Origin of the sequence: Pseudomonas sp. NPDC089734, assembly GCF_044748865.1 — a bacterium.
In the GTDB taxonomy this organism is placed as follows: Bacteria; Pseudomonadota; Gammaproteobacteria; order Pseudomonadales; family Pseudomonadaceae; genus Aquipseudomonas.
This window is the reverse complement of the sequence record NZ_JBIVGV010000004.1, coordinates 186,280-208,451: the sequence shown is the minus strand read 5'-3', so window position 1 is coordinate 208,451 and position 22,172 is coordinate 186,280. Positions and strand designations below refer to the sequence as shown.

The window sequence follows — 22,172 nt, the reverse complement described above, 5'->3', positions numbered from 1 at the left end:
GGTAGCCCAAAGCTACCGCCGGTTTCAAGGAGCGTCGGTAAAGCCTTGAAGTTACAGACGACCGATAGCGTTGCAGGTGTTGGTATCACCCACGGCCAGGCTGTTGGAGGTCAGGAAGGCATTGCGGACAGCCAGTTTCCAGGCCGCGCTCAGCGGGATGAAGTCATGAGCGGTGATCAGGGCGTCGTTGTTGGCCGCAGCCGAGGCAGCGTAGTGCTTGGTCAGGAAGCTGCGAACGTCGGCAGTCACTGTCGCATCGCGATAGCACTGGCCCAGATCGAGGAAGGTGTAAGCCACGAGGCTGTAGCCGGAGGCTGGGTTGGCCAGGACAGGAGCCCAGTTGGCTGGATTGTTGCGAGCAGTGCCAGTAGGAGGAGCGATTGCACTCAGAGCAGTGGTCACGTTACCCACGGTTGGCAGCAGGCCGTTGACACGAGCAACCACGGCATTGTTGGTGGCATCGACACTGTCAGGACCGACATAGCCGATGGCGCCTTCAGTGGCAGCCACGGTGGAAGCCATTTCAGAGCTGCTGGATACGCGGATCCAGTTGCCTGGTTCGGCACCGGTGTTGGCGGTGGTGAAGGTGCTGCTGGTGGTGAACAGTGTTGGGCACTGGCTGTTCAAGTGACGGGACAGGACTTCGGAAGTACCGCTGCTGCCATCGCGGAAAACCACGACGATCGGGGTGTTGTCAGAAGTATTGAGCAGTTCACCCCAGGTAGTGGCCTGGCCGGAGAAAGCCTGGCAGAGCTGGGCGCTGGTCAGGTTCAGTGTGGTGTTACCGCTTTTCTTGTACGGAATGGTGACCGAAGTACCGACCGAAGGGATCTGGATCAGCGGACCCCAGTTGGCGTCGTTAGCAATACCGGCAGTGTTGTGTGCGGCGGTGTAGGCGGTGAGCTCGGCGTTGCTCAGGATCGAATCGCTGCCAGCGTAATGAACGGAAGTGCCAGCCGTCAGGTTGAGGCGGGTAGCATCATTGTTCAGGAACGCAGCCTTGCCACCGCCGCTGCCCACGCCGATGTAGGCGGCGAAATTGGCTGGACGGAATGCCGAGTCGTTGTACAGACCTTCAGGCAGAGTGGCACCGCCACCGACAACGGCGGCCATGGATTGAGCCGAAGCCAGTGCGGCTACAGCCAGGGAAGCTGCGATCATAGTGCGTTTAAACATGAAGAATCTCCTTTCGTCGTGTTTTTGTACGTAGACATTTACGTAGGTGGATAACGCTTGCATGACGCCATGGAACTCGCTCCATCGCCTTGATCCAGAGGGCTTTGCGGGGTGAGACCATGAACAGAAGTTCGCAGCTTCCGGTGACAGATAAAGGAAAAAACCTCGGGAGAAAGGCATTGATTTTCAACAGTATTCTCGGGTGTTTGGCGGTGCTGGCACGCCCCGGACCCGGGTTATGACAGTGTTGCTTCAAGGAGCCTCCCGGAAGGACCGGCTGGAGGCATTGACCCGTGGCGTCAGGGCTGTCGAGGCAAGGCTGCACATGACAGAACGACGAACCCGAGTTCTGCCTCTGGCAGACTCGGGAGTCGTGGTAGCGGACGAAATTCTTTATTGAACCAGCTGATTGATTTCAATGATGGGCAGCAGCACCGCCATCACGATCACCAGTACCACGCCGCCCATGATGACGATCATCAAAGGCTCCAGCAGCGCGGTCATGCCCATGGCTCGGCGTTCGATATCCCGGGACAGGGTTTGGGCCGCTCGCTCCAGCATCGGCGGCAGGGAGCCGGTTTTTTCACCGCTGGCGATCAGATGTATCAGTATCGGCGGGAAAACCTTTTCCACCCGCAGAGCGGCCGCCAGGTTGACGCCCTCACGCACCCGGGCCGTCGCGTCGCTGATGCTCAGGCTCAGCCGGTCGTTGGAGACAGTCTGTCCGGCGGCATCCAGGGCTCGCAGCAATGGCACCCCTGCCCCGCCAAGAATCGCCAGGGTCGATGCAAAGCGCGCGGTATTCAGGCCCAGCACAAAACGCCCGATCAAGGGCAGCCGCAGGATCCGGTGATGCCAGTTCAGACGGGCCAGAGGGTTACGCAAATACAGGCGCCAGCCCCAGAAAGCCCCGACCATTGCACCCAAACACGCCCCGCCCCAGGCCCGGATAAAGTCGCTGGCATTGAGCATCGCCAGCGTCAGGCCCGGCAGATCCTGACGGGCCTGAGAGAACGCACTGACGACCTGAGGCACCACGTAGCTGAGCAGAAAAATCACGATGGCAATGGATACCAGGCCAACCACGCCGGGATAGATGAACGCCGTGAGTATCTTGCCCCGCAGGTTGTTACGCTCCTCGATGTAATCGGCCAGGCGCTCCATGACCTGAGCCAGATCGCCCGACTCCTCGCCTGCGGCAATCAGAGCCCGGTAGATCGACGGAAAATCCCTGGGCCTTGCCGCCAGGGCTTCGGCCAGACGCATGCCGCCCCGTACATCGGCCCGCACGGCACTCAAGGTCTGGGCGATATGTTTACGCTCGGCCTGTTCGACCGTAGCGCTCAAGGCCGCTTCCAGTGGCAGGCTGGCACCGAGCAGGCTTGCCAGTTGCCGGGTCGCCCAGGCCAGATCGTTGTCAGACAGTTTGTTGCTGAACAGTCCGCCAGCGCCGCCGGTCTGGGCATTGCTTTCCATCTGCACCGACAAGGCGGTCAAGCCGCGGTTGCGCAAGATCCCGAAAGCCGCGCTCTGACTATCGGCTTCAAGGTGCCCGGATTCGATCTGGCCAAGGGCATCGGCGGCTTCATAACGGTAGCGATTCATCAGGCGTCCCGAGTCACGCGGAGGATTTCTTCCCGGGCGGTGGCACCGCTGCGTACCCAGCGCTCACCGTCCTCACGCATGCTGAACATGCCTGCACGCCGGGCCGACGTACGTAATGCCTGCTCATCGGCACCCTGGTGAATCAGGCTGCGAATGTCGTCGTCAATGCAGAACAGCTCATGGATACCGGTCCGGCCGCTGTAACCTGTGTGATTGCACGCCGCACAGCCCACAGGCCGCCAGGTGTCCGGAGCGGTCGGATCCTGCTGTTTACAGTGTGGGCACAGGCGGCGTACCAGCCGTTGAGCAAGTACGCCCAGCATCGAAGACGCCAGCAGAAAGGGTTCGACCCCCATGTCGATCAAGCGATTGACCGCCGATACGGCATCATTGGTGTGCAGGGTCGCCAGTACCAGGTGACCGGTGAGCGAGGCCTGCACAGCGATCTGCGCGGTTTCCAGATCACGAATCTCGCCAATCATGATGATGTCCGGGTCCTGGCGCAGAATGGCGCGCAAGGCCACGGCAAAACTCATGTCGATTCTGGCGTTGACCTGGATCTGACTGATGCCCGGCAGGTCGTATTCCACCGGGTCCTCCACGGTGAGGATATTGCTGGTGCTGGCATCGAGACGGGCCAGCGCTGCGTACAGGCTGGTGGTTTTCCCGCTGCCGGTGGGACCTGTGACCAGGACGATACCGTGAGGCTGGCGAATCAGGGCGTCGAGCTTGCTCAATAATTGCGGGTCCATGCCCAGGGTTTCCAGTTGCAGCCGTCCGGCCTGTTTGTCGAGCAGACGCATGACCACCCGCTCACCATGACCGGTGGGCACGGTGGAGACACGGATATCGATCGGCCGGCCCGCGACACGAAGAGCAATGCGCCCATCCTGGGGCAAGCGTTTCTCTGCAATGTCGAGTTGGGCCATGATCTTGATCCGCGAAATCAGGGCACCATGCAGGGCCTTGCGGGGCGAGACCACATCGCGCAAGGTGCCGTCGACCCGATAGCGCACCACGGAGTGGCTTTCATAGGGCTCGATATGGATATCACTGGCCTCGTCCCGGGCGGCCTGACTCAACAAGGCGTTGATCATGCGGATCACCGGAGCGCCTTCCTGGGTATCGAGCAGGTCGGTGACCTCGGGTATGTCCTGCATCAAGCGGTCAAGGTCTACCTCGTTTTCCGCGGCACCGACCACGGCCGCTGCACTGCCGGTGTCGGCATAGGTGCTGGTCAGCAGACCTTCCAGTTCCTCCTCGCGCACCTGTTCCAGTCGTGCGGGGCCAAACTGCCGACGGGCTTCGGTGATCGACCAGCCGGGCGTCGAAGGGCAAATGGTCAGCACCGCCTCCTGCCCGTCGTTGCGCAGCAGAATACGTTGGGCCTTGGCCCAGGCGTAAGGCAATACGCTCATCAGGGGGCCTCGCTGGCGGAGACCGGTACCGCACGAATCGGAGCCCTGGGCATCTGCTGCACGGTTGCTCGAGAACCGGGAATCGCCTGCTCCACCGGAGGCAGTTGCGGGGCCTGCATGTCCGGCATGGCCCAGCTACGCTCCGGTTGCAGGCCGCTCTGGGCACGGCGCATGAAATCGTAACGGTTGAGGGTGATGCTGCGTCCCGCGGCACTGTCACGAATGATATAGGGACGCAGGAAAACCATCAGGTTGGTCTTGTTGATCGCCCGGCGCTCGCTGCGGAACAAGGCACCCACGCCCGGCAGGCTCGACAGCCATGGAATGCCGTCATTGCTCTGGCTATAACCATCCTGCAGCAGTCCGCCGAGCACCATGATCTGTCCGTCGTCGAGCAGGATGCTGGTGTCTATTGCCCGTTTGTTTGTGACAGTGCCGGCAGTGTTCGACGCACGTTCATCGACACTGCTCACTTCCTGGTAGATATCCAGCTTGACCGTGCCGCCCTCTGAAATCTGCGGCCGCACATTGAGTTTGAGGCCGACATCTTCACGCTGGACTGTCTGAAAGGGGTTTTCGCTGTTACCGCTTCCACTGGTTACATAACTGCCGCTGACAAAGGGGATGGTCTGGCCGACGAAGATGCTGGCGGCTTCGTTGTCCAGGGTCAGCAGATTCGGTGTGGACAGCACATTGGTACTGCCTTTGCTCTTGAGTGCCCGGGCCAGAACCTTGAGGTCGAGTATTTCGCCAATCCCCGGAACGTTGACGGTTCCCCTCACGACACCGACGTTGAGTCCCTGAGGCAGAACATCGATGCTATTGGAGGCTGCGGTGTTCAAGCCGGCGCCTCCCAGATTCACCCCGCCAATCACCCCGCTGCCCGACAGATTGCCAGTCTGCCACTGCACCCCGAACTCACTGGCATCGTCTTCACCCACTTCCACGATCAGACTTTCGATAACCACCTGAGCGCGTCGCTGGTCGAGCATGTCGATGACCTCGCGCAGGTTGCGATACAGAGGCTCCGGCGCGGAGATCAGCAAGGTATTGGTGGTGGCATCGGCCTGGATGGTCACCCCTCCGGCACTGAAGGCCACACTCTGCTCGCCCCCTGCCCCCGGCAGGCCTGTAGCCCCTCCTGCCCCCTTGGCATAAGTGCCGCCGCTGCTGCCGGTATTGTTTTGCGGCGTCAGTGAGTTCTGGCTGGTGGTTTGTCCTGAGGTATTGCTGCCGCTCATTGTGCCCATGGCACTCAATTTGGCCCGTGCACCATCCGTCTCGCCACTGTCGCTCTCACCGGTCAACAACCCGCGCAGTGCCTGGGCCAGCTTGCCAGCCTGGGCATTGCGCAGATAAACCACATGCAGGTTGCTGGGGTTGTTCTGTGCGTTGTCGAGTTTATAGATGAGGTTGCGTGCCAGTTCGGTCCGCTCCGGGCTGCCGGCACGGACAATGATCGAATTGGAACGGGGATCACCCACCACAATTATTTTCTGGGTCGGGTCGTTGCCCGGGGTTTCCAGCAGATCGGACACCATGGCGGCGATATCGACCGCAATGCCGTTCTGGACAGGTACGACATCGGTGTCGATGGCACTGGGCGTGTCGATGCCGGCAATGATCGACGCCACCCGTTGCAGGTTTTCAGCGTAATCGGTGACCACCACCGTATTGTTGCCCGGATAGGCCGTGATCGGATTGTTCGGTGACACGATGGGGCGCAACACGGCAATCAGGTTCACTGCATTTTCGTATTGCAGGCGAAAGGTGCGCGTCAGCATGCCGTTGCCAGCCGGTTTGTCGGCGCTGTAAATGGGACCACCGAGCAACTTGGCGTCGGCCTCCGGCACCACCTGATTGACCCCGCCGACATCGACCACACTGAAACCCTGCATGCGCAAGGCCGAAACCAGCATGGCATAGGCCTGACGGGCAGGCACCTGCCCTTCTGAAACCAGTGTCAGGGTTCCCTTGACCCGTGGATCGACCAGAAACTGTTGTCCCGTCGATCGGGACAAGGCACGCACGACGGCCTGAATATCGGTATCGACAAAATTCAATTGCACCGGCTGGTCACCCAGAGGATTCGGGCTCGCTGAGGGGCTGCCCGCCGCATGCGGGTTACGCGCTGTCTGGCTGATGGGACGTGGCGTATTCGGGGTTTTCTCGATACGTGCCTGGGTTCTTTGACGATCCGCCACGTCGTCTCCGCTGCGCTGGGTATTGGCAAGCGGGCGTCCCAGGTCGCTGTCCACCAGCAATGAAGGGGGTGTCGAAGTGCTACACGCTCCAAGCGTCAGCAGTAACAACGGCGTCGCCAGGCGACAGTTACGGCGGAGGTTGAATACTGACCGAGTCATGAAGCTTCCTTAGCACCTGGCGTTTGAGTCATGCGAACGATTCCGGAAAGCCGACCTGCCGTTTCAGAGGTGTCGGCACTGCCCACCCGATGCAGGCGGGCCTCGATCACGTCCAGTGAAAGCGGCCCCAGCCTGCCCAGCAAGACCGCGACGACGGCATCTGCCGGGGCAGAGTCAAACGTCAGCGCCCAGCCATGGGGGGCGGTATCACTGGATACTTCAAGCTGGTAATGCCCGCCCAGACCGGCGTTCTCCAGGGTCTGACGCAGTGCCGACTCCAGATTGGCGGCCTCGACGGGCGCAGAGATTGGCGAGACCTCTTGCAACAATGTCTGCAGGGTCTGTGTCTGGGTCCGGAGCTTCGGGGTTTCGACTTGCCAGTAGTCGATCTTCTTCAAGGGCGGCTGAATCAAAAGCAGCCAGACCAACAACGTTCCCAGCACGGTAGCCGTCCCCAGCACCATGCGCTGCTCCCGGATGGAGAGGGTCTGCCAGAAAGCCTGCGTCCGGGTGTTGAAACGCTGCCAACGCATTCGTTGGGCCGTCAAAAGCTGTTTACTCATCATCGGCACCCACGGCGGCCTGAGCATCATCCCGGGTTGCGGATACGGTTCGCAGTGTCCATCCCCCGGCATTGGCGGTGGCAGAAATACCGGCCTGCGCCAGTACGGCCTGCCAGCTGTCATCTACAACCTTGCGGGAGCCCGGTAGCAGGTCGAGGTGCAATTCACCGTTACTGAAGCTCAACGCTTGCAGCCGTCCATTCATGAATGGCATGGCATTTCCAGCCTGCTGAAGCAGGTGATGAAAGGCCCGGGCGTCACTCTGTGAGGCCCCATTCTGACGTGCGGCCAACTGTTGGCGGGCCTGTTGCAAAGGGTTGAGAATCACCGGCAACTCAGGGAAGGCCTGTTTGACCCGCAGACTCATGTCGCTCTTGAGTTGCCGGCCCTGATGCGCCTCACGCTCGGCATAAAGATTCAGGCCCACGATCCAGACCAGCACTGCCAAGACACAAACACTGGCCACCTTGCCCCAGCCACCTTTGACGGCACGGGAGGTCTGTACGCCACCATGCAACCCCCAGTCGGGCGCAGGACCTGTCCAGCGTTGTACGGCAGGTAATCGGCCTGTCACGTTTGCGGGCGCAGTATCCCCGACCCATTGCAGTGGCGTTCCGTCGGCCAGCAGGTTATCCAGAGCCTCATCAGCGGCAGGATGCACCGTCGTACACTGCATGCTGTGACGTACCAACAGATGCTCATGTTGCAGACACGCCACTGCGGCGCCATCGTCGGAGACCGGCAAGGCATAGGGCGCGGGATACAGGCCCCGCAGTTTGAGCTGTGCCTCTCGCAGCAGTTGCCCCAGGCGTTCCAGGTCGGCGCGGGACAACCAGGCGATCTGAACCCTGCCCTGACTATCGCGAGCACTGTGGGCGACGAACATGTGCTCGACATTGCCCAGTATCAGGGCCTGAGCCGCACAGCCGACCGCGGCCGTCATTTTCGCCGCTGGCAGTTGTGGCAGATCCATGCTCATGACCACGCTGTCCAGTGGGTGCAAATAGCACTCCACAGCGACCGATCCGGCTGTCCCCGCCACGTGCGCAAGGGTGCCTTGACCTTCGGCGCTGACCTGACCGTTACGGTCCTGCCAGGCGAAATCCACCAGGCTGTCGGTATCGAGAGTGGCCAGCGGTGGCAAGGCAATACGCAGTCGGGTCATACGCCCACCCGTGACCAGATGATCTGTGGCTGGCCTTCACGGGGACGATGCAGCAGCGCATCGAGGTTGACCCGACGCTGTTCGCTGCGGGCCTGGCCACGCAGGCGAAACCAGTCGCTGGTAATCCCGACCTTGACGCTGTCCATGGTGACTTGCGGCATGTGCAGCCGATTGACGAAATCACCGCGATTGATGAACCACCGGCCACTGTTGCGTTCGGCTATCAAGGCCTGGGCCTGTTGCACCGACAGTTCGGGCACGGAAGCGGCCAGTACCTGGGCACTGGCCGTATTGCCATTGATCAGGGTCAGCGCGGGCAGGATCGTGACATGGGGAGACAGCCTGGCAAGCACATCATCGTTCACTCCCGCGATGCTGCGCAGGTCGTCCAGGCTGCGCAGCATGGGGCGTCTGGCGGGCTGTGGCTTGCGTTCGGCACCGGGCGAAGTGAGCCTGCCGCTGTCGAATCCCTGACTGGGTGCGTGATCCGCAAGCTCCGGGTTCAGCAGGCGGGGATAGGCACTGATGACTCGCTGACTGATACGTTGACCCACCACGGGATTGATCTCCAGTAACCCACACAGGCGCTCAAAGATCCGCAATTGCTCTTCATCGACGCGATCGTCCGAGATCAGGTTGCGTAGATTGAACTTGCCTTGCTCATCTTCCAGGCTGCCGGTGAAAGGACCGGCCCTGTTGCCAAGACGCTGGCTGAAGATCGGTTGTGCCCAGGGCTGGTCAAGACGGGTCAGAGGGTCATGTTGACGAGCGTCCCAGAGAAGCTGACGGCTCAGCTCGACACCTGCCAGCAACAGCCAGGTCCCCTCCACGCGCTGTTGCTCGGCCTCCAGGCTGCGCGTGAAAACGCTCTGTCGGGTCAGCATGCCTCCGGCGATTACGGCCACCACGGCGGCGATCAGCAAGGCGCTGATAATCGCCATGCCCTGCTGCCTGACGGCATTCGTTGAATGACGGTTCATGGGGATGTTTACAGCTGCCAGGAGCCAATATCGGCATTGACCCCCTCGCCATCCGGTTGACCATCGGCCCCCAGGGAAAAGACATCGACCTCACCATTGGCACCCGGGTTGAGGTAGTTGTAAGGCCTGCCCCATGGGTCGTTGGGCAGGCGCTCCAGATAGGAACGCCAGTTGCTGCTGGTTGCATTGGCCGGGCGCTCGACCAGGATCTTCAGGCCCTGGTTCATGCTCGGGTAGTGGCCGTTATCCAGCCGGTACAGTTTCAGGGCCTGCATCAGGCCGCCGATATCCTGCCTGGCCGCCGTGGCCCGTGCCTGATCCGGGCGATCGAGCACCTTGGGTACGACCATCGCGGCAAGAATCCCGAGAATCACCACCACCACCATGATCTCGATCAGGGTAAAACCCTGTTGTCCTTTCAAACGACGACGTGGTGGCTTGTGGTGCGCGATATCCATCTCGACATTCCTTTGGCTTGATTCGATTCGTCGCGCAGTGTTGCAAGAAGATATGTCAGAGGTATTGAAAATCCTCGGGTGTTTCGGTCAGCAATCGGTCAAGCCCGCAGGCTAGTCTTCAGGGCTGTTTCTCGTCAGGCGTCCCTAATGCCCAGCCCTTGCAAGCAACGCGGTTTTACCCTGATTGAAGTGTTGGTCGCCCTGGCGATCATCGCTGTCGCCATGTCTGCGGCGGTGCGGGTGGCAGGTGTCATGACGCAAAGCAGCGCGCTATTGCGCGACCGGTCGGTAGCCTTGCTGGCAGCCCACAGCCACTTGGCAGAATTGCGTCTGATCGGGCGCATCAGCCCCGGAGGCAAAAGCATTGAGTGCGACCAGGGACGACTGCTGCTGCGTTGCGAGCAGGCAATCAGTGCAACCCCGAACCCGCGCCTGCTCAAGGTCAGCCTGCAAGTGTTCGATCGCAGCCAGGAAGCGCCCCCTCTGGCCCGTCTGGACACGTTGCTTGCCCGCTCCCGAGGCAAGTGACGTCACTGAGCCGAATCACTGTCGCGTCAGGATGGGAAGTGCCGGCATCTCCGGCAGTTTTTTGATCATCAGTCGGGACTGCTGGTTGCCCTGCTCTATGACCACGCTGTCTGCATTGATTTCTGCCAGACGAACGCCCGGTGCTATCTGCTCACCCACCATGAAACTGCGCGGCGGGGCATCGTCGAGAATCAGAATGGCGACAGCCCCTCGCCCCCCGGCCATTACGGCACTGACCTTGATGTCTGCCTGTAGCGGCTGGTTGGAAAACCACTGCATCGCCGGGTTTTCGGTACGCGGCACCACCTGCTGCATGGGGGCGGCAACCGGCGAGCTCACTGGAACCAACAGCAGGGAGGACCAGAAAACCACGCCCGCCAAGGCTGCGAGCAATGCCAGCCACTGGATGCGCTGTTGCGCAGAAAACCTGTCGATGAACCCCATGAGTGAACCTCCTTTTAATCACGTTCCGAGCCTACAGCCCAATTCTCACGTTTTTATTTCACACCCTTATCATCTTTACCGCGCAGGATGACAGTTAATGCACAGGAGCACGCACTATGGATGGCGCCAGGCAACAGGGCTTCACATTGATTGAACTGATGGTGGTACTGGTCATCGTCGGCATAGCCAGTGCCGCCATCAGCCTGAGCATCAAACCCGATCCGCTGCACCTGCTGCGCAAGGATGCCGAAAGCGTTGCGCAACTGTTTCGTCTTGCCCAGGCCGAAGCCCGGGCCGACGGCCGGCCTATCGTCTGGAGCGCCGATGCCAAGGGGTTTCGTTTCAGTCGCAAGGACGACAACGGTCGCAGCGTCGAGCACTTCAATACCGATCCGCAACTGCGCCCGCGTCTGTGGCAGAGCACTGCAATGGAGGTGCGTGTCGAACCCCGGCGACCGGTGATTCTGAATGCGGAGTGGATCGGGCAACCGTTGCTGGTTCGATTGTCGGATGGGCACAACAACATCGTTGTGCAACGCAATGCCTCAGGCCAGGTGTCTGTCCAATGAACACCCAAAACGGTTTCACCCTGCTTGAAGTCATGGTCGCCATCATGCTCATGGCCGTGGTCAGCATGATTGCCTGGCGAGGACTGGACAGCGTCACCCGTGCCGATGCGCACTTGCGTGACAGCAGTGAGCAAACCCGACAACTGCTGGGCGTCTTGAATCAGCTGGAGCGTGACGTGAGCATGCGCGCCAGTATTGAATTGCTCGAACCGGCAGATCCTGATGCTCAGATTGATCCCCCCGACGCCCCCGCTGCATTGACGATACGTGACGGTGGAAGCAAGGGTTTTCGTCTGGACGTGATTCGCACCGCTGCCGATCAGGATGGCGGTTTGCAGCGGGTCAGCTGGTGGCTCAAGAACAATACGCTGTATCGCGCGCAATCTCCTTCGAGCAGTCGCTATCCGTTGCCTGCGCCCAACGAAGGTGTCGAGGTGCTGGCCCAGGTCAGCGCCGTGCAATTACGGTTCTGGGAAGATGGCAAGGGATGGCGGAGCCTGAGCGGCAACCGCCAGGAAAATCCCTCAGGGCTGGAGATTCAACTGACACGGCAGACGCCCCAAGGGCAGGAGCATTACCGGCAAGTGCTCGGGCCTTTGAACTGATCAGCTCAGCAGCACGACACCACCGGGAAGCTCGGTGCATCTGGCTCCATAGGCATCGCGAATCAGCAATGCCACCCCTGCCAGTTGATCGAGGCTGAAACGCGCCTGAACCTTGCGCTTGCCAAGCTCGGGGTTCAGCAAGAGCAACATGCCGGGACGATAACGGTTTATTTCATCAATCACCGTCGCCAGCGAGGCATCATTGAACACCAGTATCTGTTGACGCCAGGCCACTACCGTCGAAGCATCGACAGCGTGCGGCTCGCCAACCCCTTTGGCGTCATAGGTCACCTGTCGACCACTTTGCAGCTCGATGCTCTGGCCCTGGACATCCACCTTCAGCCTGCCTTCCAGGCAGGTCACGCACACACGCTGGTCCGTATGGCGGACGTTGAAGCGCGCATGGGTAGCGCTTAACCAGCCTGCCCCGGCCTGCAGTTTGAGCGACTCCCGGGGGCGGGCAAGGACTTCCACCTCTCCGCTGAGCAACTCAAGGCCGGACTCACCGTCGGGGGCCTGGCGACGGCTGATCCGGGTCTGTGTATTGAGTTCCAGGCTGCCCCCTTCGACCAGGTCGAAATGCCGCTGCTCGCCCACTGCCGTGCTGTATTCGGCCGTCAATCCGGAAAAACCGCCCGACACCGAGGTTTGAACGATCAGGAAGGCGGCGGATGCCGCCACGGCTCCGCCCAGAAAGGCCCGTCGACCAAACCGGCGAGCCTGGGTCTGTTGCTGGAGTCGTTCGGCGGCCGGCTTGAGGGTGTGCCAAAGCGCCTTGCACTGTTCAAAGGCGCGAGCATGCTGCGGGCTTTGCTCGCACCATTGGCGCAGCGCGAGCGCATCGGCAGTGGTGGCCCGGCCTGAAGTCAACAGAATCAGCCACTCCTGGGCCTCATTTGACAGCTGGGCATCCGGCCTGGCCTCTGAATTGGAAATACTGAAAATGTTCAAGCGCTCAGTTACTCACGGATTAATCACAGACTCATCTATAAAGACGGTTTTCCCGCCCCGGGACCGAACCTCTGAATCACTTTTCTTTCCAGCCGCGTGGCGCAATGGTTCAGCGCCGCCTTCAACTCCTTTTCAACCATGCGCGTGGAGATACCGAAACGCTGGGATATCTCCAGATGCGGGGCTTCCTCAAGACGAGCCGCGATGAAGATCCTGCGACGTCGTGCGGGAAGTTCATACAGTGCGCTGAGCAAGGACTGGATCTCTTTCTGGCCACCCACCATCCGTGCCGGGTCCAATGCTTCATCGGTGATCTGCAACATGTCCTCGATCTCGCTGCCGGTAAGCAGCCGGGCATCGGACTCACGCCGATCGGCGGCAATATTCAACGCCATTCGATAAAGGTAAGCATTGGGCCGGGTGAGGTTTTCAGGCTCGACCATGCGGTCGACACGCAGATAGGTTTCATGGAGCACATCGTTGGCCAGATCCTCCGACCCCAGGCGCTTGCGCAAACGCACCTTGAAATCATCGTAGGATCGTAGAAACAACCTGACCATCGGACTACGCCCAGTATCCTTCATGCCCCCAGGGCTCCTTCCCATTGCTTGCAGTCCATGCTCTTTCCTGTCGAGTCGGGTACTAAAAGAAGAGTCACAGGCTGGCGCAATGAACTTGGCGCGGAGCGTCCGACCCTGACATCTTTCAAGCTTTCCACCAAGGCTTCGTCGCGCCGGGTATTGCCTGTGGAGGCCACCAGACGGCTGTGTTGTATTTCACCGCCTTGACCAATCCATACCTGCAACAACGCGCGATAACTTCCCGGGCGGGTCAACGACGAACGACAGAAAACCTTCTCGATCGCTTGCTGAATCGATTGTGCATAACTGTTGCCCGCCAGACTGGCAGTGCCCGACGCCCCTCCGCTCTCGCGGTGGGAGTTCTCAACCTCGGCCACTTGCAGGGTAAAAGCGTCAGCCCTTGTATAACGGGCCATCAAGCCGCTGCCGGTCAGCAGGCGGCTCAAACCGTCCTGTGGGCTGTAACGCCCCTTGAGCGTGAGCGAACGTCGCCCCCGCGTCAGTTCGTGATCAACCAGCACCGCCATGCCGGTCAGGCGACTGAATGCATCCAGTGCACTGGCCAGATTTTGAGCCGGAATATCCAGCATCAACACTGAGGCGGGGGCCGGGCCGGGCAGTGAAACCTCGGCGGCCTTGCCCGACAGTGCGATGCAGAACAGCAAAAACAGGCCAAATGTGAGCCAGTCCTTCACCCGCGATGAGTGAAAGCGCGACAGGCGCACGCCCTCCAGACTGCATTGCTGCACAGCTGACATATCCCTGAAAAGAACTATGGTGATGGGGTTTCATGAATCTGGTGTGACGGAGCGAGTAAAAAACCATCCCCCCTTCGGGATGACCTTGCACTAGACTGGCCTGATCGTGGCCCGTCTCTCGGGCCGTCAGGAGACAGCCTCATGAAACCTGTCGCAATGCTGATCGTCCTTGCCTGCAGCGGCCTTTCCATATCGCCTGCGGCCAATGCGGAAACATCGCCAACCGCCAGTTGTATTGAAACCCGGGTCGGCCAGTACAGGGCACCTGACTACAACTGCCTGAGCCAGCAGATGCTCAACACTCAGGGAGCGGCGGCCCACAGAAAAAACATGGAAGCGATGAACACTTCGATCGACAAGCGTGCGCCCAACTCACTGGGCCTGGCTACGCCTGCTGCAACCAGTGTGCGCATGGGCAATACATTCGGGACTTCGGTCACGCCGCAACGGCCACCCTCTTCGGACTAGGTTCTGTACGAAAAGTCGGCGAGCGAAGGTCAGGCAAGGCAAAAAACGGCGAGGAAGCGGAGTTGACTGGTTGTCAATGAGCATTCTGAGCCGGTTTTTAACGCCGCCTGACCGAGCGCAGCCACTTTACGTACAAACCCCAGGACCCGGGAGAACAAGGCGCGGGTAAAACATCTACCGGCTTGTGTGTCATGCCCGACAGATCGATAAAGAACTGAAACAAGGATCTCACATGCTCATCAAAGCCTTCGTTCCGCTGATGCTGGTCGCATCGATGAGTCAGGCCGCGCCAACCGTGAAAATCTACAACTGGACGGATTACTTCGCGCCGGACACGTTGAAAAACTTCCAGAAAGACACAGGTATTGCGGCGACCTATGACACCTACGACAGCAATGATGTGCTGGATGAAAAGCTCAAGGCCAGGCATTCCGGTTATGACGTCGTGGTGCCTTCCAGCCATTACCTGGCGAAGCAGGTTCAGCGCGGGGATTTGAAGAAACTGGACAGGAACCAGTTGCCCAACTGGCGAAACCTCAATCCTGTTCTGCTCCGGGCACTGGCGGAAGCTGATCCCGGAAACCTGTATGCCTTTCCCTATCTCTGGGGGACGACCGGGATTGGTTATAACGCGGCCAAGGTCAAGGCTGTACTGGGTGACGATGTGCCTCTCAACTCCTGGGACCTGATCCTCAAGCCCGAGAATATTGCAAAACTGTCCCAATGCGGTGTGGCGGTGCTCGACAGTGCGCCCAGCCTGCTGCCCATTGCGCTCAATTATCTGGGGCTGCCGCCCGACAGTACGAACCCTGAGGATTACCCCAAGGCCAAGGCCGTCTTGCTCGCCATCCGTCCTTATATACGTAACTTCAGCGCCAGCGATTACGTGGAAGATCTTGGCAGTGGCAAGATCTGCGTCGCAGTGGGTTACTCAGGTGACATCATGCGGGCACAGCATGAAGCACTGGACGAAGGCAAAGGGACAAGGATTCATTACATCGCGCCCAAGGAAGGCTCGCCGATGTGGTTCGACATGATCGCCATGCCGGTGGATGCCCCGGACGAAAAAGCCGGGTATGCCTTCATGAACTACCTGCTCAACCCCAAGGTCATCAGTGGCGTCTCCAACTATCTGCATTACCCGAACGGCAACGACAAGTCAGAATCCTTGATCGATGCCGATATACATAACGACATCGGGATCTACCCCGATGCCGATACGCTCAGCACCTTGTTTGCCATGCAGGAAATACCCACCGATATCGAGGCGTTGAGGTTACGTGTGTGGAAGGAAGTCAAGGCCGCCCCATAGCCACTCACGCAACCTCAAAGGCTTAGCGGTACCGCTCAAGCCAGTGGGCATAAGGCGCTGGCAGCGTCCATGAGGCATTCTCCACGCCCAGTTCCTTCGCGGCAAAGTAAGGCCAGTGCGGGTCGGCCAGATGCGCCCGGCCGATGGATACGAGGTCAAGCTGCCTGGCCTTGGCGGCGGCTTCTGCCAGTTGTGGTGTGCCAAAGCCCCAGGCCGAGGTCACCGGCAGGCCGGTTTCCTTGCGTACACGTTCGGCCACCGGCCCCATGAATGCAGGCCCCCAGGGGATGTTGGTCTCGGCGATGGTGAAACCTACGCTGACGCTCAACAGGTCCAGACCGTTGGCCTTGAACTGGCCGGCCAGCTCGATGGACTCATTCAGGGTCTGCTCATCGCGCCCATCGTATTCCAGCACGCCGAAACGGGCGGTCAGCGGAAGGTTTTCCGGCCAGACTTCACGGACCGCCGCCAGGGTTTCAAGCAGGAAGCGGCTGCGGTTTTCAAAGCTGCCACCGTAGTTGTCCGTGCGCTGGTTGGAGTGCTCGGAAAAGAAACTCTGGCCTAGGTAACCGTGGGCAAAGTGCAGCTCGATCCACTCGAAACCCGCATCCCGGGCACGTCGGGCGGCATCGACGAAGTTCTGTTTGACCCGTGCAATGTCATCCAGGGTCATGGCACGCGGCACCTTGGGAAGATGAGATCCGAAAGCCACGGCCGAAGGGGCGATGGTTTCCCAGCCGCGATCATCGCTGTCCGCGATGTGATCGTCGCCTTCCCATGGGCGATTGGCGCTGGCCTTTCTGCCGGCATGGGCGATCTGGATACCGGGTACCGACCCTGCCGCCTTGATGGCTTTGACGACCGGAACGAAGGCCTGGGCCTGTTCATCGCTCCAGATGCCTGCACAGCCTGGCGTGATCCGCCCTTCTGGCGCGACAGCCGTTGCTTCGACCACCACCAGCCCTGCGCCGCCCCTTGCCAGGCTGGCGTAGTGAACCTGATGCCACTCGTTGATAAGGCCGTCGTTGGCCATGTATTGGCACATCGGCGGGATTGCGATTCGGTTGCGCAGCGTTACATCTTTGAGCGTGAAAGGTTGGAAAAGAGCAGACATTCAAGCCTCCAGGATTGTAGCGACATGACATATACGATAGTTCCATCATAATCGAACTATGACAATTTATGAAAGCCCCGGTATCATGTCGGCATGCGAACCTTCAAACACCCCTCCCCCCAAGACCTTACGCTGGAGCGTCTTCTGTACGCGTTGAGCGACCCTGTGCGCATGGAAATTGTCCGGTGCCTGGCCCGTGTTGATGAAGCGACCTGTGGCGAGCTGGACGGTGGTCGGCCGAAATCGAGCATGTCCCATCATTTCCGCGTCTTGCGAGACGCTGGGCTGGTGCATACGCGGAATATCGGAACCACCCACATGAATTCACTGCGCTCCGAAATGCTCGAAAGCCGTTTTCCCGGGTTGCTGACCTGCATTCTGAGCCAGGTGTAATCCCGGTTTCTTATTGTTTCTCCAGCAACATCTGATCAGCACTCTGTCTCCTGCCGCACAGCCATCGGCATGGCCTGCTCCCGTGCAACCGCGATAGACCGCGGCTTTACCCTGATGGCATGACACCTGCACTCCAGTCTTCACTTCCCCTGACTGGATACTGCCCGATGCGTCTGACTGATCTCCCTCGTGTGTTCAAACTGCTGGCCTGCTCCAGCCTGATGGCTCTGGCCTTGAACCCATCCGCCCGTGCCGAACGTGCGCCCGAAGAAGTACGCCTGGACTATGCGTACTACTCCCCGGTCAGTCTGGTCCTCAAACACTTTGGCTGGGTCGAAAAGGCTTTGCCGAACTCGAAGGTCAGCTGGGTGTTCAGCCAGGGCAGCAACCGCTCGCTGGAATACCTCAACAGTGGCGGCGCTGACTTCGGTTCGTCGGCCAGTCTTTCTGCGGTGTTGGCACGGGCCAATGGCAGCCCGATCAAGTCGGTCTATGTCTACAGCCGGGCCGAGTGGACGGCGCTGCTGGTGCGCAAGGACTCGCCACTCAAGAGCCTGAACGATTTAAAAGGGAAGAAGATCGCCGCCACCAAGGGCACGGACCCGTATCTGTTTACCTTGCGCGCCCTGGCCAGTGTCGGGCTGGAAAAGCGTGACGTCGAGCTGCTGCACCTGCAGCATCCGGATGGACGCACGGCACTGGAAAAAGGCGATGTCGACGCCTGGGCCGGCCTTGACCCGCACATGGCCGCCAGCGAATTGCAGGCGGGCTCGCGCCTGCTGTACCGCAACAAGGATTTCAACAGCTATGGCGTCATCAGTGTCACCGAAGCCTTCGCCAAGGCGCATCCGCAGACGATCGCCACGGTCATCAAGGCCTACGAGCAGGCGCGCCACTGGGCCATTGCCCATCCGGATGAGTTCGCGAGACTGTTAGCCGAAGAGTCCAGACTGCCGCTGGATGTTGCCCGGCTGCAATTGTCGCGCACTGACCTCTCTGCCCCGCAACTGACTGAACAGGATGCCACGGCGTCCAAGGCCGCTGCGCCGATTCTGGTGTCCGAAGAACTGGTCAAGCGCGGGATCGATGTCAATCAGGTCATCGATCAATTGATCGATCCCTCCTTCGGCAAGGCCAGTATTCAGTGATGAGCACGTCCAGCAAAGCCCTGGCCGGGGCCAGTCCGGTCGAACGTCCAGCCAGTCAGACGCCTCAGTGGCGACGTCGGGCCAAAGGCCTTGCCCTGCCGCTGGGCATCATTCTGCTGCTTGAAACCGTGGTGCGTCTGGGCTGGATCGCCTCCTACCAGATGCCCGCCCCCAGCGAAGTGGCGCAGACATTGTTCCAACTGGCCGACGGCGCATTGTGGAAACACATTGGCGCAAGCCTGTCCCGTGTACTGGCAGGCTTTTTCATCGGTTCCAGTCTGGGATTGCTGTTCGCTGCCTGGGTCGGCCTCAGTCGCGAAGCCGAGGCCTGGCTGGAGCCGACCTTTGCCAGCCTGCGGGCCATTCCGAGTCTGGCGTGGGTGCCGTTGTTGCTGTTGTGGCTGGGGATCGGCGAAACCTCCAAGGTCACGCTGATTGCCATTGGCGCGTTCTTTCCGGTGTACCTCAACGGCGTCGCGGCCATCCGCAATATAGATCGCAAACTGGTCGAGGTTGGACGCATGTATGGTTTCGGACGTGCGCGTCTGGCCCGACGGATTCTCCTGCCGTCAGCCTTTCCGGGCGTTTTCACCGGCCTTCGCAGCGCCCTGAGCCTGAGCTGGATGTTCCTGGTCGCAGCCGAGTTGATCGCTGCCACGCGCGGTCTGGGTTATCTGCTCAGCGATGGTCGGGAAACCTCGCGCCCGGATCTGGTTCTGGCGGCGATCATCGTCCTGGCCCTGCTTGGCAAACTCAGTGACGGCTTGCTGGCCAGCCTTGAAAAACGCTGGCTGGCCTGGCGCGATACCTTCGACGGCGCAGACTCCGGAGCACGACCATGACCCTGTTTCATCGTATCCCTCAACCGGCCACAACACCCTCGCCTCTGCTGGACCTGCGGGTCGAACACAAGGCCTTCGGGGATACCAGTGTGCTCGGGCAGCTCGAGCTGAACCTGCAACCGGGGGAAATCGTCAGCCTGCTGGGCCCCAGCGGCTGCGGCAAAAGCACCCTGCTACGACTGGTTGCACAACTGGATCAGGACTTTCGCGGCGAATTGCGCACGCGCCCCAGCGAAGTGGGCTTTGTGTTTCAGGAACCACGGCTGATGCCCTGGCTGACGGTGGCCGAAAACATCGGCTTCAGTGAAGACAAGGTTTATGACGGTTCACGGGTGGCCCGGCTGATCGATGAAGTCGGCCTGACCGGTTTTGCCGATGCGTTGCCCAAGGCGTTGTCCGGCGGCATGGCCCAGCGCGTCGCGATTGCCCGAGGGCTTTACGGCCAGCCGCACCTTCTGCTGCTGGACGAGCCTTTCAGTGCTGTCGATGCGTTCACCCGCTTCAAGCTTCAGGATCTGCTGCTCGACCTGGCTCAACGACACCAGACCGCCTTGCTGGTTGTCACCCATGACGTCGATGAAGCCTTGTACCTGAGCCATCGGGTGCTGGTGATCGGCAACCGTCCCGGTACGGTCATCAAGGAGCTGAGCGTGCCGCTGAATTACCCCCGTGATCGCCGCGACGAAACCCTGGCCCGGTTGCGCAGCCAGGCGCTGGAGTCGTTGCACGCTGCGCGGGTGATTTGATCCTCTGCCTTCAACTGTCCAGTCGCAGCGCGGAAACGAGCAGCGACATGGCCCCGGATGGCTGTCGGCGGCTGGGGTAATACAGGTAGAAACCGGGCCATACCGGACACCAGTCTTCGAGCACGCTGACAAGATGGCCCGAGGTGATATACGGCTGCGCCATTTCTATCGGCACATAGGCAACGCCCAACCCGGCGACGGCAGCGTCCAGGCAGTCGTAAATGCTGTTATAGGTCAGTTGCCCGTCCACACGCAGGTTGACTTCACGCCCTTCGCGCTCGAACTCCCAGGCCCACAGGCCGCCGTAGGTGGGAAGCCGGATATTGATGCAGTTATGTTGCAGCAGGTCTGCCGGCTCTTGCGGTTGTGGCTGGCTGGCAAAATACCGCCGGGTGGCGACCACCGCAAAGCGGGCATCCGGGCTGATGCGCACGGCAATCATGTCCTGGGCCACGGTGCCGCCCAGTCGTACACCGGCATCGAACTGCTCGGCCGCGATATCGGTCAGCGTATTGTCTGCGGAGAGCTCAATCTTGATGCCGGGGTATTTCGGGAAAAAGCTTTTCAGCCTCGGCATGAGGACTTCACGGATCGCATGGTCCGACGCAGTGATCCGTATGCTGCCGGCAGGGCTTTCGCCTAACGCGGTCAATGCCAGCAGGTCGGCGTCTATCTCTGCCAGTTCGGGAGACACGGTACGCAGCAGCCGTTCACCGGCTTCTGTCGGCGACACGGCGCGGGAGTTTCTGACCAGCAGCTGTACGCCGAGCCGTTTTTCCAGTGAGCGCACGGCATGGCTGACGGCGGTTTGCGAAATGCCGAGCCTTGCGCCGGCACGGGTGAAGCTTTGTTCGCGAGCAACAGCAATGAAAGCAATTATTCCGGTGAAGGAACCCCGAAGTATGCTGTGTTCCATATTTCATGATCCAGATAACGGCTGACAAAGGATGTGTTGCGTACAGCGTAGTTGGCTGCTGTCAGAGCCTGGCCTTGTCGACGCCATTATTCATGCGAACGATATCGGCCATGATCGCCAGCGCTATTTCCGGCGGAGTCTTGCTGCCCAGGTTCAGCCCGATGGGGGCTATCACCCGCTCAAGTTCTCTTTCGTTCAGCCCGCCGATCCTGCCCAGACGCTCTTTCCGGCGTTCGCTCGTGCGCAATGATCCCATTGCTCCGATATAGAACGCCTGGGTCCTGATCGCTTCCATGACCGTCAGATCATCCATCTTGGGATCATGGGTCAAGGCCACCACGGCGGTCCGTTTGTGACAGGTTTCGTCTGAAAGGTACAGCGCCGGGAGTACCGGGACATGAGTGGCCTGGGGCAGTTGCTCGGTTGCCAGTTGCAACTGGTCGCTGCGCGGGTCGCACACAATCACCTCGAACCCCATTGACTGGGCGTATTGCCCACAGAAGGCGGCAACGGGTGAATAGCCTGCAAGAATCACTCGCGGTGAAGCTCCCGTCAGGATCGAGACCTGCTCTGCTGTCGTGCGAATGGCGGGTGTGCCCGGTGTTGCAGCCACAATGGCACGGCTATTGTCGCTCAGGCTGACGTCCCGACAGAGCAGTTCATTACTCGACAGTGCGGCGGCGATGGCCTTGAGGTAGTCGGCATTTATCGCTGAAGGTTCAAGGTACTCAAGCAACACATCCAGAGACCCGCCACACGGTAGCGCGACCGTGGGCGTGTGCCCTCCTTCTCCGTACCTGACGATCTGGTTGTGCTTCGCGAAAAACCCGGTCACGACCTTTTCAAGGAAATCCTCCTCGACGCAGCCACCGGACAATGACCCCCTGTAAGTGCCTCGTTCGGTACTGGCGAGCATCGAGCCCGGTTTTCTGGGCGCAGAACCATAGGTCGCCGTGACCGTGGCCAGCCATACCGGCTCACCGGCTGAAAGCCACGTCAAGGCATCTTCTACGACCTGCACATCAAGACTTTTCATGGGGTTCACTCAATCGAACGGGGGCGCTTTCCT

The 22,172-nt window shown here is 60.2% G+C and carries 24 protein-coding genes; 9 read left to right on the top strand and 15 right to left on the bottom strand.

The genetic code is table 11. The features are described 5' to 3' along the window. Nucleotides 1-51: 51 nt before the first annotated feature. The 8 genes from ACIPY9_RS07475 to gspG form a co-directional block, all read right to left on the bottom strand. Nucleotides 52-1,176 carry a substrate-binding domain-containing protein gene (locus ACIPY9_RS07475; RefSeq protein WP_400698794.1) on the bottom strand — a complete coding sequence of 375 codons (1,125 nt, stop codon included), beginning with the start codon at nt 1,174-1,176 and terminating at the stop codon, nt 52-54. A gap of 393 nt (nt 1,177-1,569) precedes the next feature. Next, on the bottom strand, nt 1,570-2,781 hold the full coding sequence (gene gspF, locus ACIPY9_RS07470; RefSeq protein ID WP_400698792.1) for a type II secretion system inner membrane protein GspF: 1,212 nt from the start codon (nt 2,779-2,781) through the stop codon (nt 1,570-1,572). Further along, nucleotides 2,781-4,199 (bottom strand): type II secretion system ATPase GspE, encoded by a 1,419-nt coding sequence (gene gspE / locus ACIPY9_RS07465; protein ID WP_400698789.1) that lies wholly within the window; start codon nt 4,197-4,199, stop codon nt 2,781-2,783. Before gspE ends, gspF begins: the two co-directional genes overlap by 1 nt. Further along, nucleotides 4,199-6,562, bottom strand: coding sequence for a type II secretion system secretin GspD (gspD, locus tag ACIPY9_RS07460; protein ID WP_400698786.1), 2,364 nt, complete (start codon nt 6,560-6,562; stop codon nt 4,199-4,201). The genes gspE and gspD overlap by 1 nt, the downstream gene beginning before the upstream one ends. Beyond that, nucleotides 6,559-7,125, bottom strand: coding sequence for a type II secretion system protein GspM (gene gspM / locus ACIPY9_RS07455; protein WP_400698783.1), 567 nt, complete (start codon nt 7,123-7,125; stop codon nt 6,559-6,561). The genes gspD and gspM overlap by 4 nt, the downstream gene beginning before the upstream one ends. Further along, on the bottom strand, nt 7,118-8,290 hold the full coding sequence (gene gspL, locus ACIPY9_RS07450; RefSeq protein WP_400698781.1) for a type II secretion system protein GspL: 1,173 nt from the start codon (nt 8,288-8,290) through the stop codon (nt 7,118-7,120). The genes gspM and gspL overlap by 8 nt, the downstream gene beginning before the upstream one ends. After that, nucleotides 8,287-9,270 (bottom strand): type II secretion system minor pseudopilin GspK, encoded by a 984-nt coding sequence (gene gspK / locus ACIPY9_RS07445; protein WP_400698778.1) that lies wholly within the window; start codon nt 9,268-9,270, stop codon nt 8,287-8,289. Before gspK ends, gspL begins: the two co-directional genes overlap by 4 nt. Nucleotides 9,271-9,278: 8 nt before the next feature. Beyond that, nucleotides 9,279-9,728 carry a type II secretion system major pseudopilin GspG gene (gene gspG, locus ACIPY9_RS07440; protein ID WP_400698776.1) on the bottom strand — a complete coding sequence of 150 codons (450 nt, stop codon included), beginning with the start codon at nt 9,726-9,728 and terminating at the stop codon, nt 9,279-9,281. 147 nt (nt 9,729-9,875) lie between these two features. On the opposite strand from gspG, the gene gspI reads away from it, so the two are divergent. Beyond that, nucleotides 9,876-10,256 (top strand): type II secretion system minor pseudopilin GspI, encoded by a 381-nt coding sequence (gene gspI, locus ACIPY9_RS07435; protein WP_400698773.1) that lies wholly within the window; start codon nt 9,876-9,878, stop codon nt 10,254-10,256. Nucleotides 10,257-10,271: 15 nt separating this feature from the next. On the opposite strand, the gene ACIPY9_RS07430 is transcribed toward gspI, so the two are convergent. After that, nucleotides 10,272-10,700, bottom strand: coding sequence for a type II secretion system protein N (locus ACIPY9_RS07430; RefSeq protein ID WP_400698770.1), 429 nt, complete (start codon nt 10,698-10,700; stop codon nt 10,272-10,274). 116 nt (nt 10,701-10,816) lie between these two features. On the opposite strand from ACIPY9_RS07430, the gene ACIPY9_RS07425 reads away from it, so the two are divergent. Together ACIPY9_RS07425 and ACIPY9_RS07420 are read left to right on the top strand one after the other, a co-directional pair. Then, nucleotides 10,817-11,269, top strand: coding sequence for a GspH/FimT family pseudopilin (locus tag ACIPY9_RS07425; protein WP_400698768.1), 453 nt, complete (start codon nt 10,817-10,819; stop codon nt 11,267-11,269). Further along, nucleotides 11,266-11,874, top strand: coding sequence for a type II secretion system protein GspJ (locus ACIPY9_RS07420; RefSeq protein ID WP_400698765.1), 609 nt, complete (start codon nt 11,266-11,268; stop codon nt 11,872-11,874). The genes ACIPY9_RS07425 and ACIPY9_RS07420 overlap by 4 nt, the downstream gene beginning before the upstream one ends. Here the strand turns inward: ACIPY9_RS07420 and ACIPY9_RS07415 are convergent, their stop codons facing one another. The 3 genes from ACIPY9_RS07415 to ACIPY9_RS07405 are packed head-to-tail and all read right to left on the bottom strand — an operon-like array spanning nt 11,875 to nt 13,996. Then, on the bottom strand, nt 11,875-12,825 hold the full coding sequence (locus ACIPY9_RS07415; protein WP_400698763.1) for a FecR family protein: 951 nt from the start codon (nt 12,823-12,825) through the stop codon (nt 11,875-11,877). It lies immediately after the preceding gene. A 35-nt stretch (nt 12,826-12,860) separates the two neighbouring features. Continuing rightward, nucleotides 12,861-13,409 (bottom strand): sigma-70 family RNA polymerase sigma factor, encoded by a 549-nt coding sequence (locus ACIPY9_RS07410; RefSeq protein WP_400698760.1) that lies wholly within the window; start codon nt 13,407-13,409, stop codon nt 12,861-12,863. Further along, nucleotides 13,406-13,996: a secretin and TonB N-terminal domain-containing protein gene (locus ACIPY9_RS07405; protein ID WP_400699096.1), complete on the bottom strand. Its 591-nt coding sequence runs from the start codon at nt 13,994-13,996 to the stop codon at nt 13,406-13,408. Before ACIPY9_RS07405 ends, ACIPY9_RS07410 begins: the two co-directional genes overlap by 4 nt. A gap of 309 nt (nt 13,997-14,305) precedes the next feature. Here ACIPY9_RS07405 and ACIPY9_RS07400 point away from each other — a divergent pair, with 309 nt between their 5' ends. After that, on the top strand, nt 14,306-14,632 hold the full coding sequence (locus ACIPY9_RS07400; protein ID WP_400698757.1) for a hypothetical protein: 327 nt from the start codon (nt 14,306-14,308) through the stop codon (nt 14,630-14,632). 232 nt (nt 14,633-14,864) lie between these two features. Beyond that, complete coding sequence (locus tag ACIPY9_RS07395) at nt 14,865-15,944, top strand: polyamine ABC transporter substrate-binding protein (protein ID WP_400698754.1); 1,080 nt, start codon at nt 14,865-14,867, stop codon at nt 15,942-15,944. 22 nt (nt 15,945-15,966) lie between these two features. On the opposite strand, the gene ACIPY9_RS07390 is transcribed toward ACIPY9_RS07395, so the two are convergent. Then, on the bottom strand, nt 15,967-17,058 hold the full coding sequence (locus tag ACIPY9_RS07390; RefSeq protein WP_400698751.1) for an NADH:flavin oxidoreductase/NADH oxidase: 1,092 nt from the start codon (nt 17,056-17,058) through the stop codon (nt 15,967-15,969). Nucleotides 17,059-17,151: 93 nt separating this feature from the next. Here ACIPY9_RS07390 and ACIPY9_RS07385 point away from each other — a divergent pair, with 93 nt between their 5' ends. From ACIPY9_RS07385 to ACIPY9_RS07370, 4 genes are all read left to right on the top strand, one after another. After that, nucleotides 17,152-17,451 (top strand): ArsR/SmtB family transcription factor, encoded by a 300-nt coding sequence (locus tag ACIPY9_RS07385; protein ID WP_400698748.1) that lies wholly within the window; start codon nt 17,152-17,154, stop codon nt 17,449-17,451. 221 nt (nt 17,452-17,672) lie between these two features. Then, entirely contained in the window at nt 17,673-18,599 is a 927-nt protein-coding gene (locus ACIPY9_RS07380; protein WP_400699093.1) for an aliphatic sulfonate ABC transporter substrate-binding protein, read from the top strand. Beyond that, on the top strand, nt 18,599-19,441 hold the full coding sequence (locus ACIPY9_RS07375; protein WP_400698745.1) for an ABC transporter permease: 843 nt from the start codon (nt 18,599-18,601) through the stop codon (nt 19,439-19,441). Before ACIPY9_RS07380 ends, ACIPY9_RS07375 begins: the two co-directional genes overlap by 1 nt. After that, nucleotides 19,438-20,187, top strand: coding sequence for an ABC transporter ATP-binding protein (locus ACIPY9_RS07370; RefSeq protein ID WP_400698742.1), 750 nt, complete (start codon nt 19,438-19,440; stop codon nt 20,185-20,187). The genes ACIPY9_RS07375 and ACIPY9_RS07370 overlap by 4 nt, the downstream gene beginning before the upstream one ends. A 10-nt stretch (nt 20,188-20,197) precedes the next feature. On the opposite strand, the gene ACIPY9_RS07365 is transcribed toward ACIPY9_RS07370, so the two are convergent. Next, complete coding sequence (locus ACIPY9_RS07365; RefSeq protein ID WP_400698739.1) at nt 20,198-21,103, bottom strand: LysR family transcriptional regulator; 906 nt, start codon at nt 21,101-21,103, stop codon at nt 20,198-20,200. A gap of 61 nt (nt 21,104-21,164) precedes the next feature. Then, complete coding sequence (locus ACIPY9_RS07360; RefSeq protein WP_400698737.1) at nt 21,165-22,139, bottom strand: XdhC family protein; 975 nt, start codon at nt 22,137-22,139, stop codon at nt 21,165-21,167. Nucleotides 22,140-22,172: the final 33 nt, after the last annotated feature.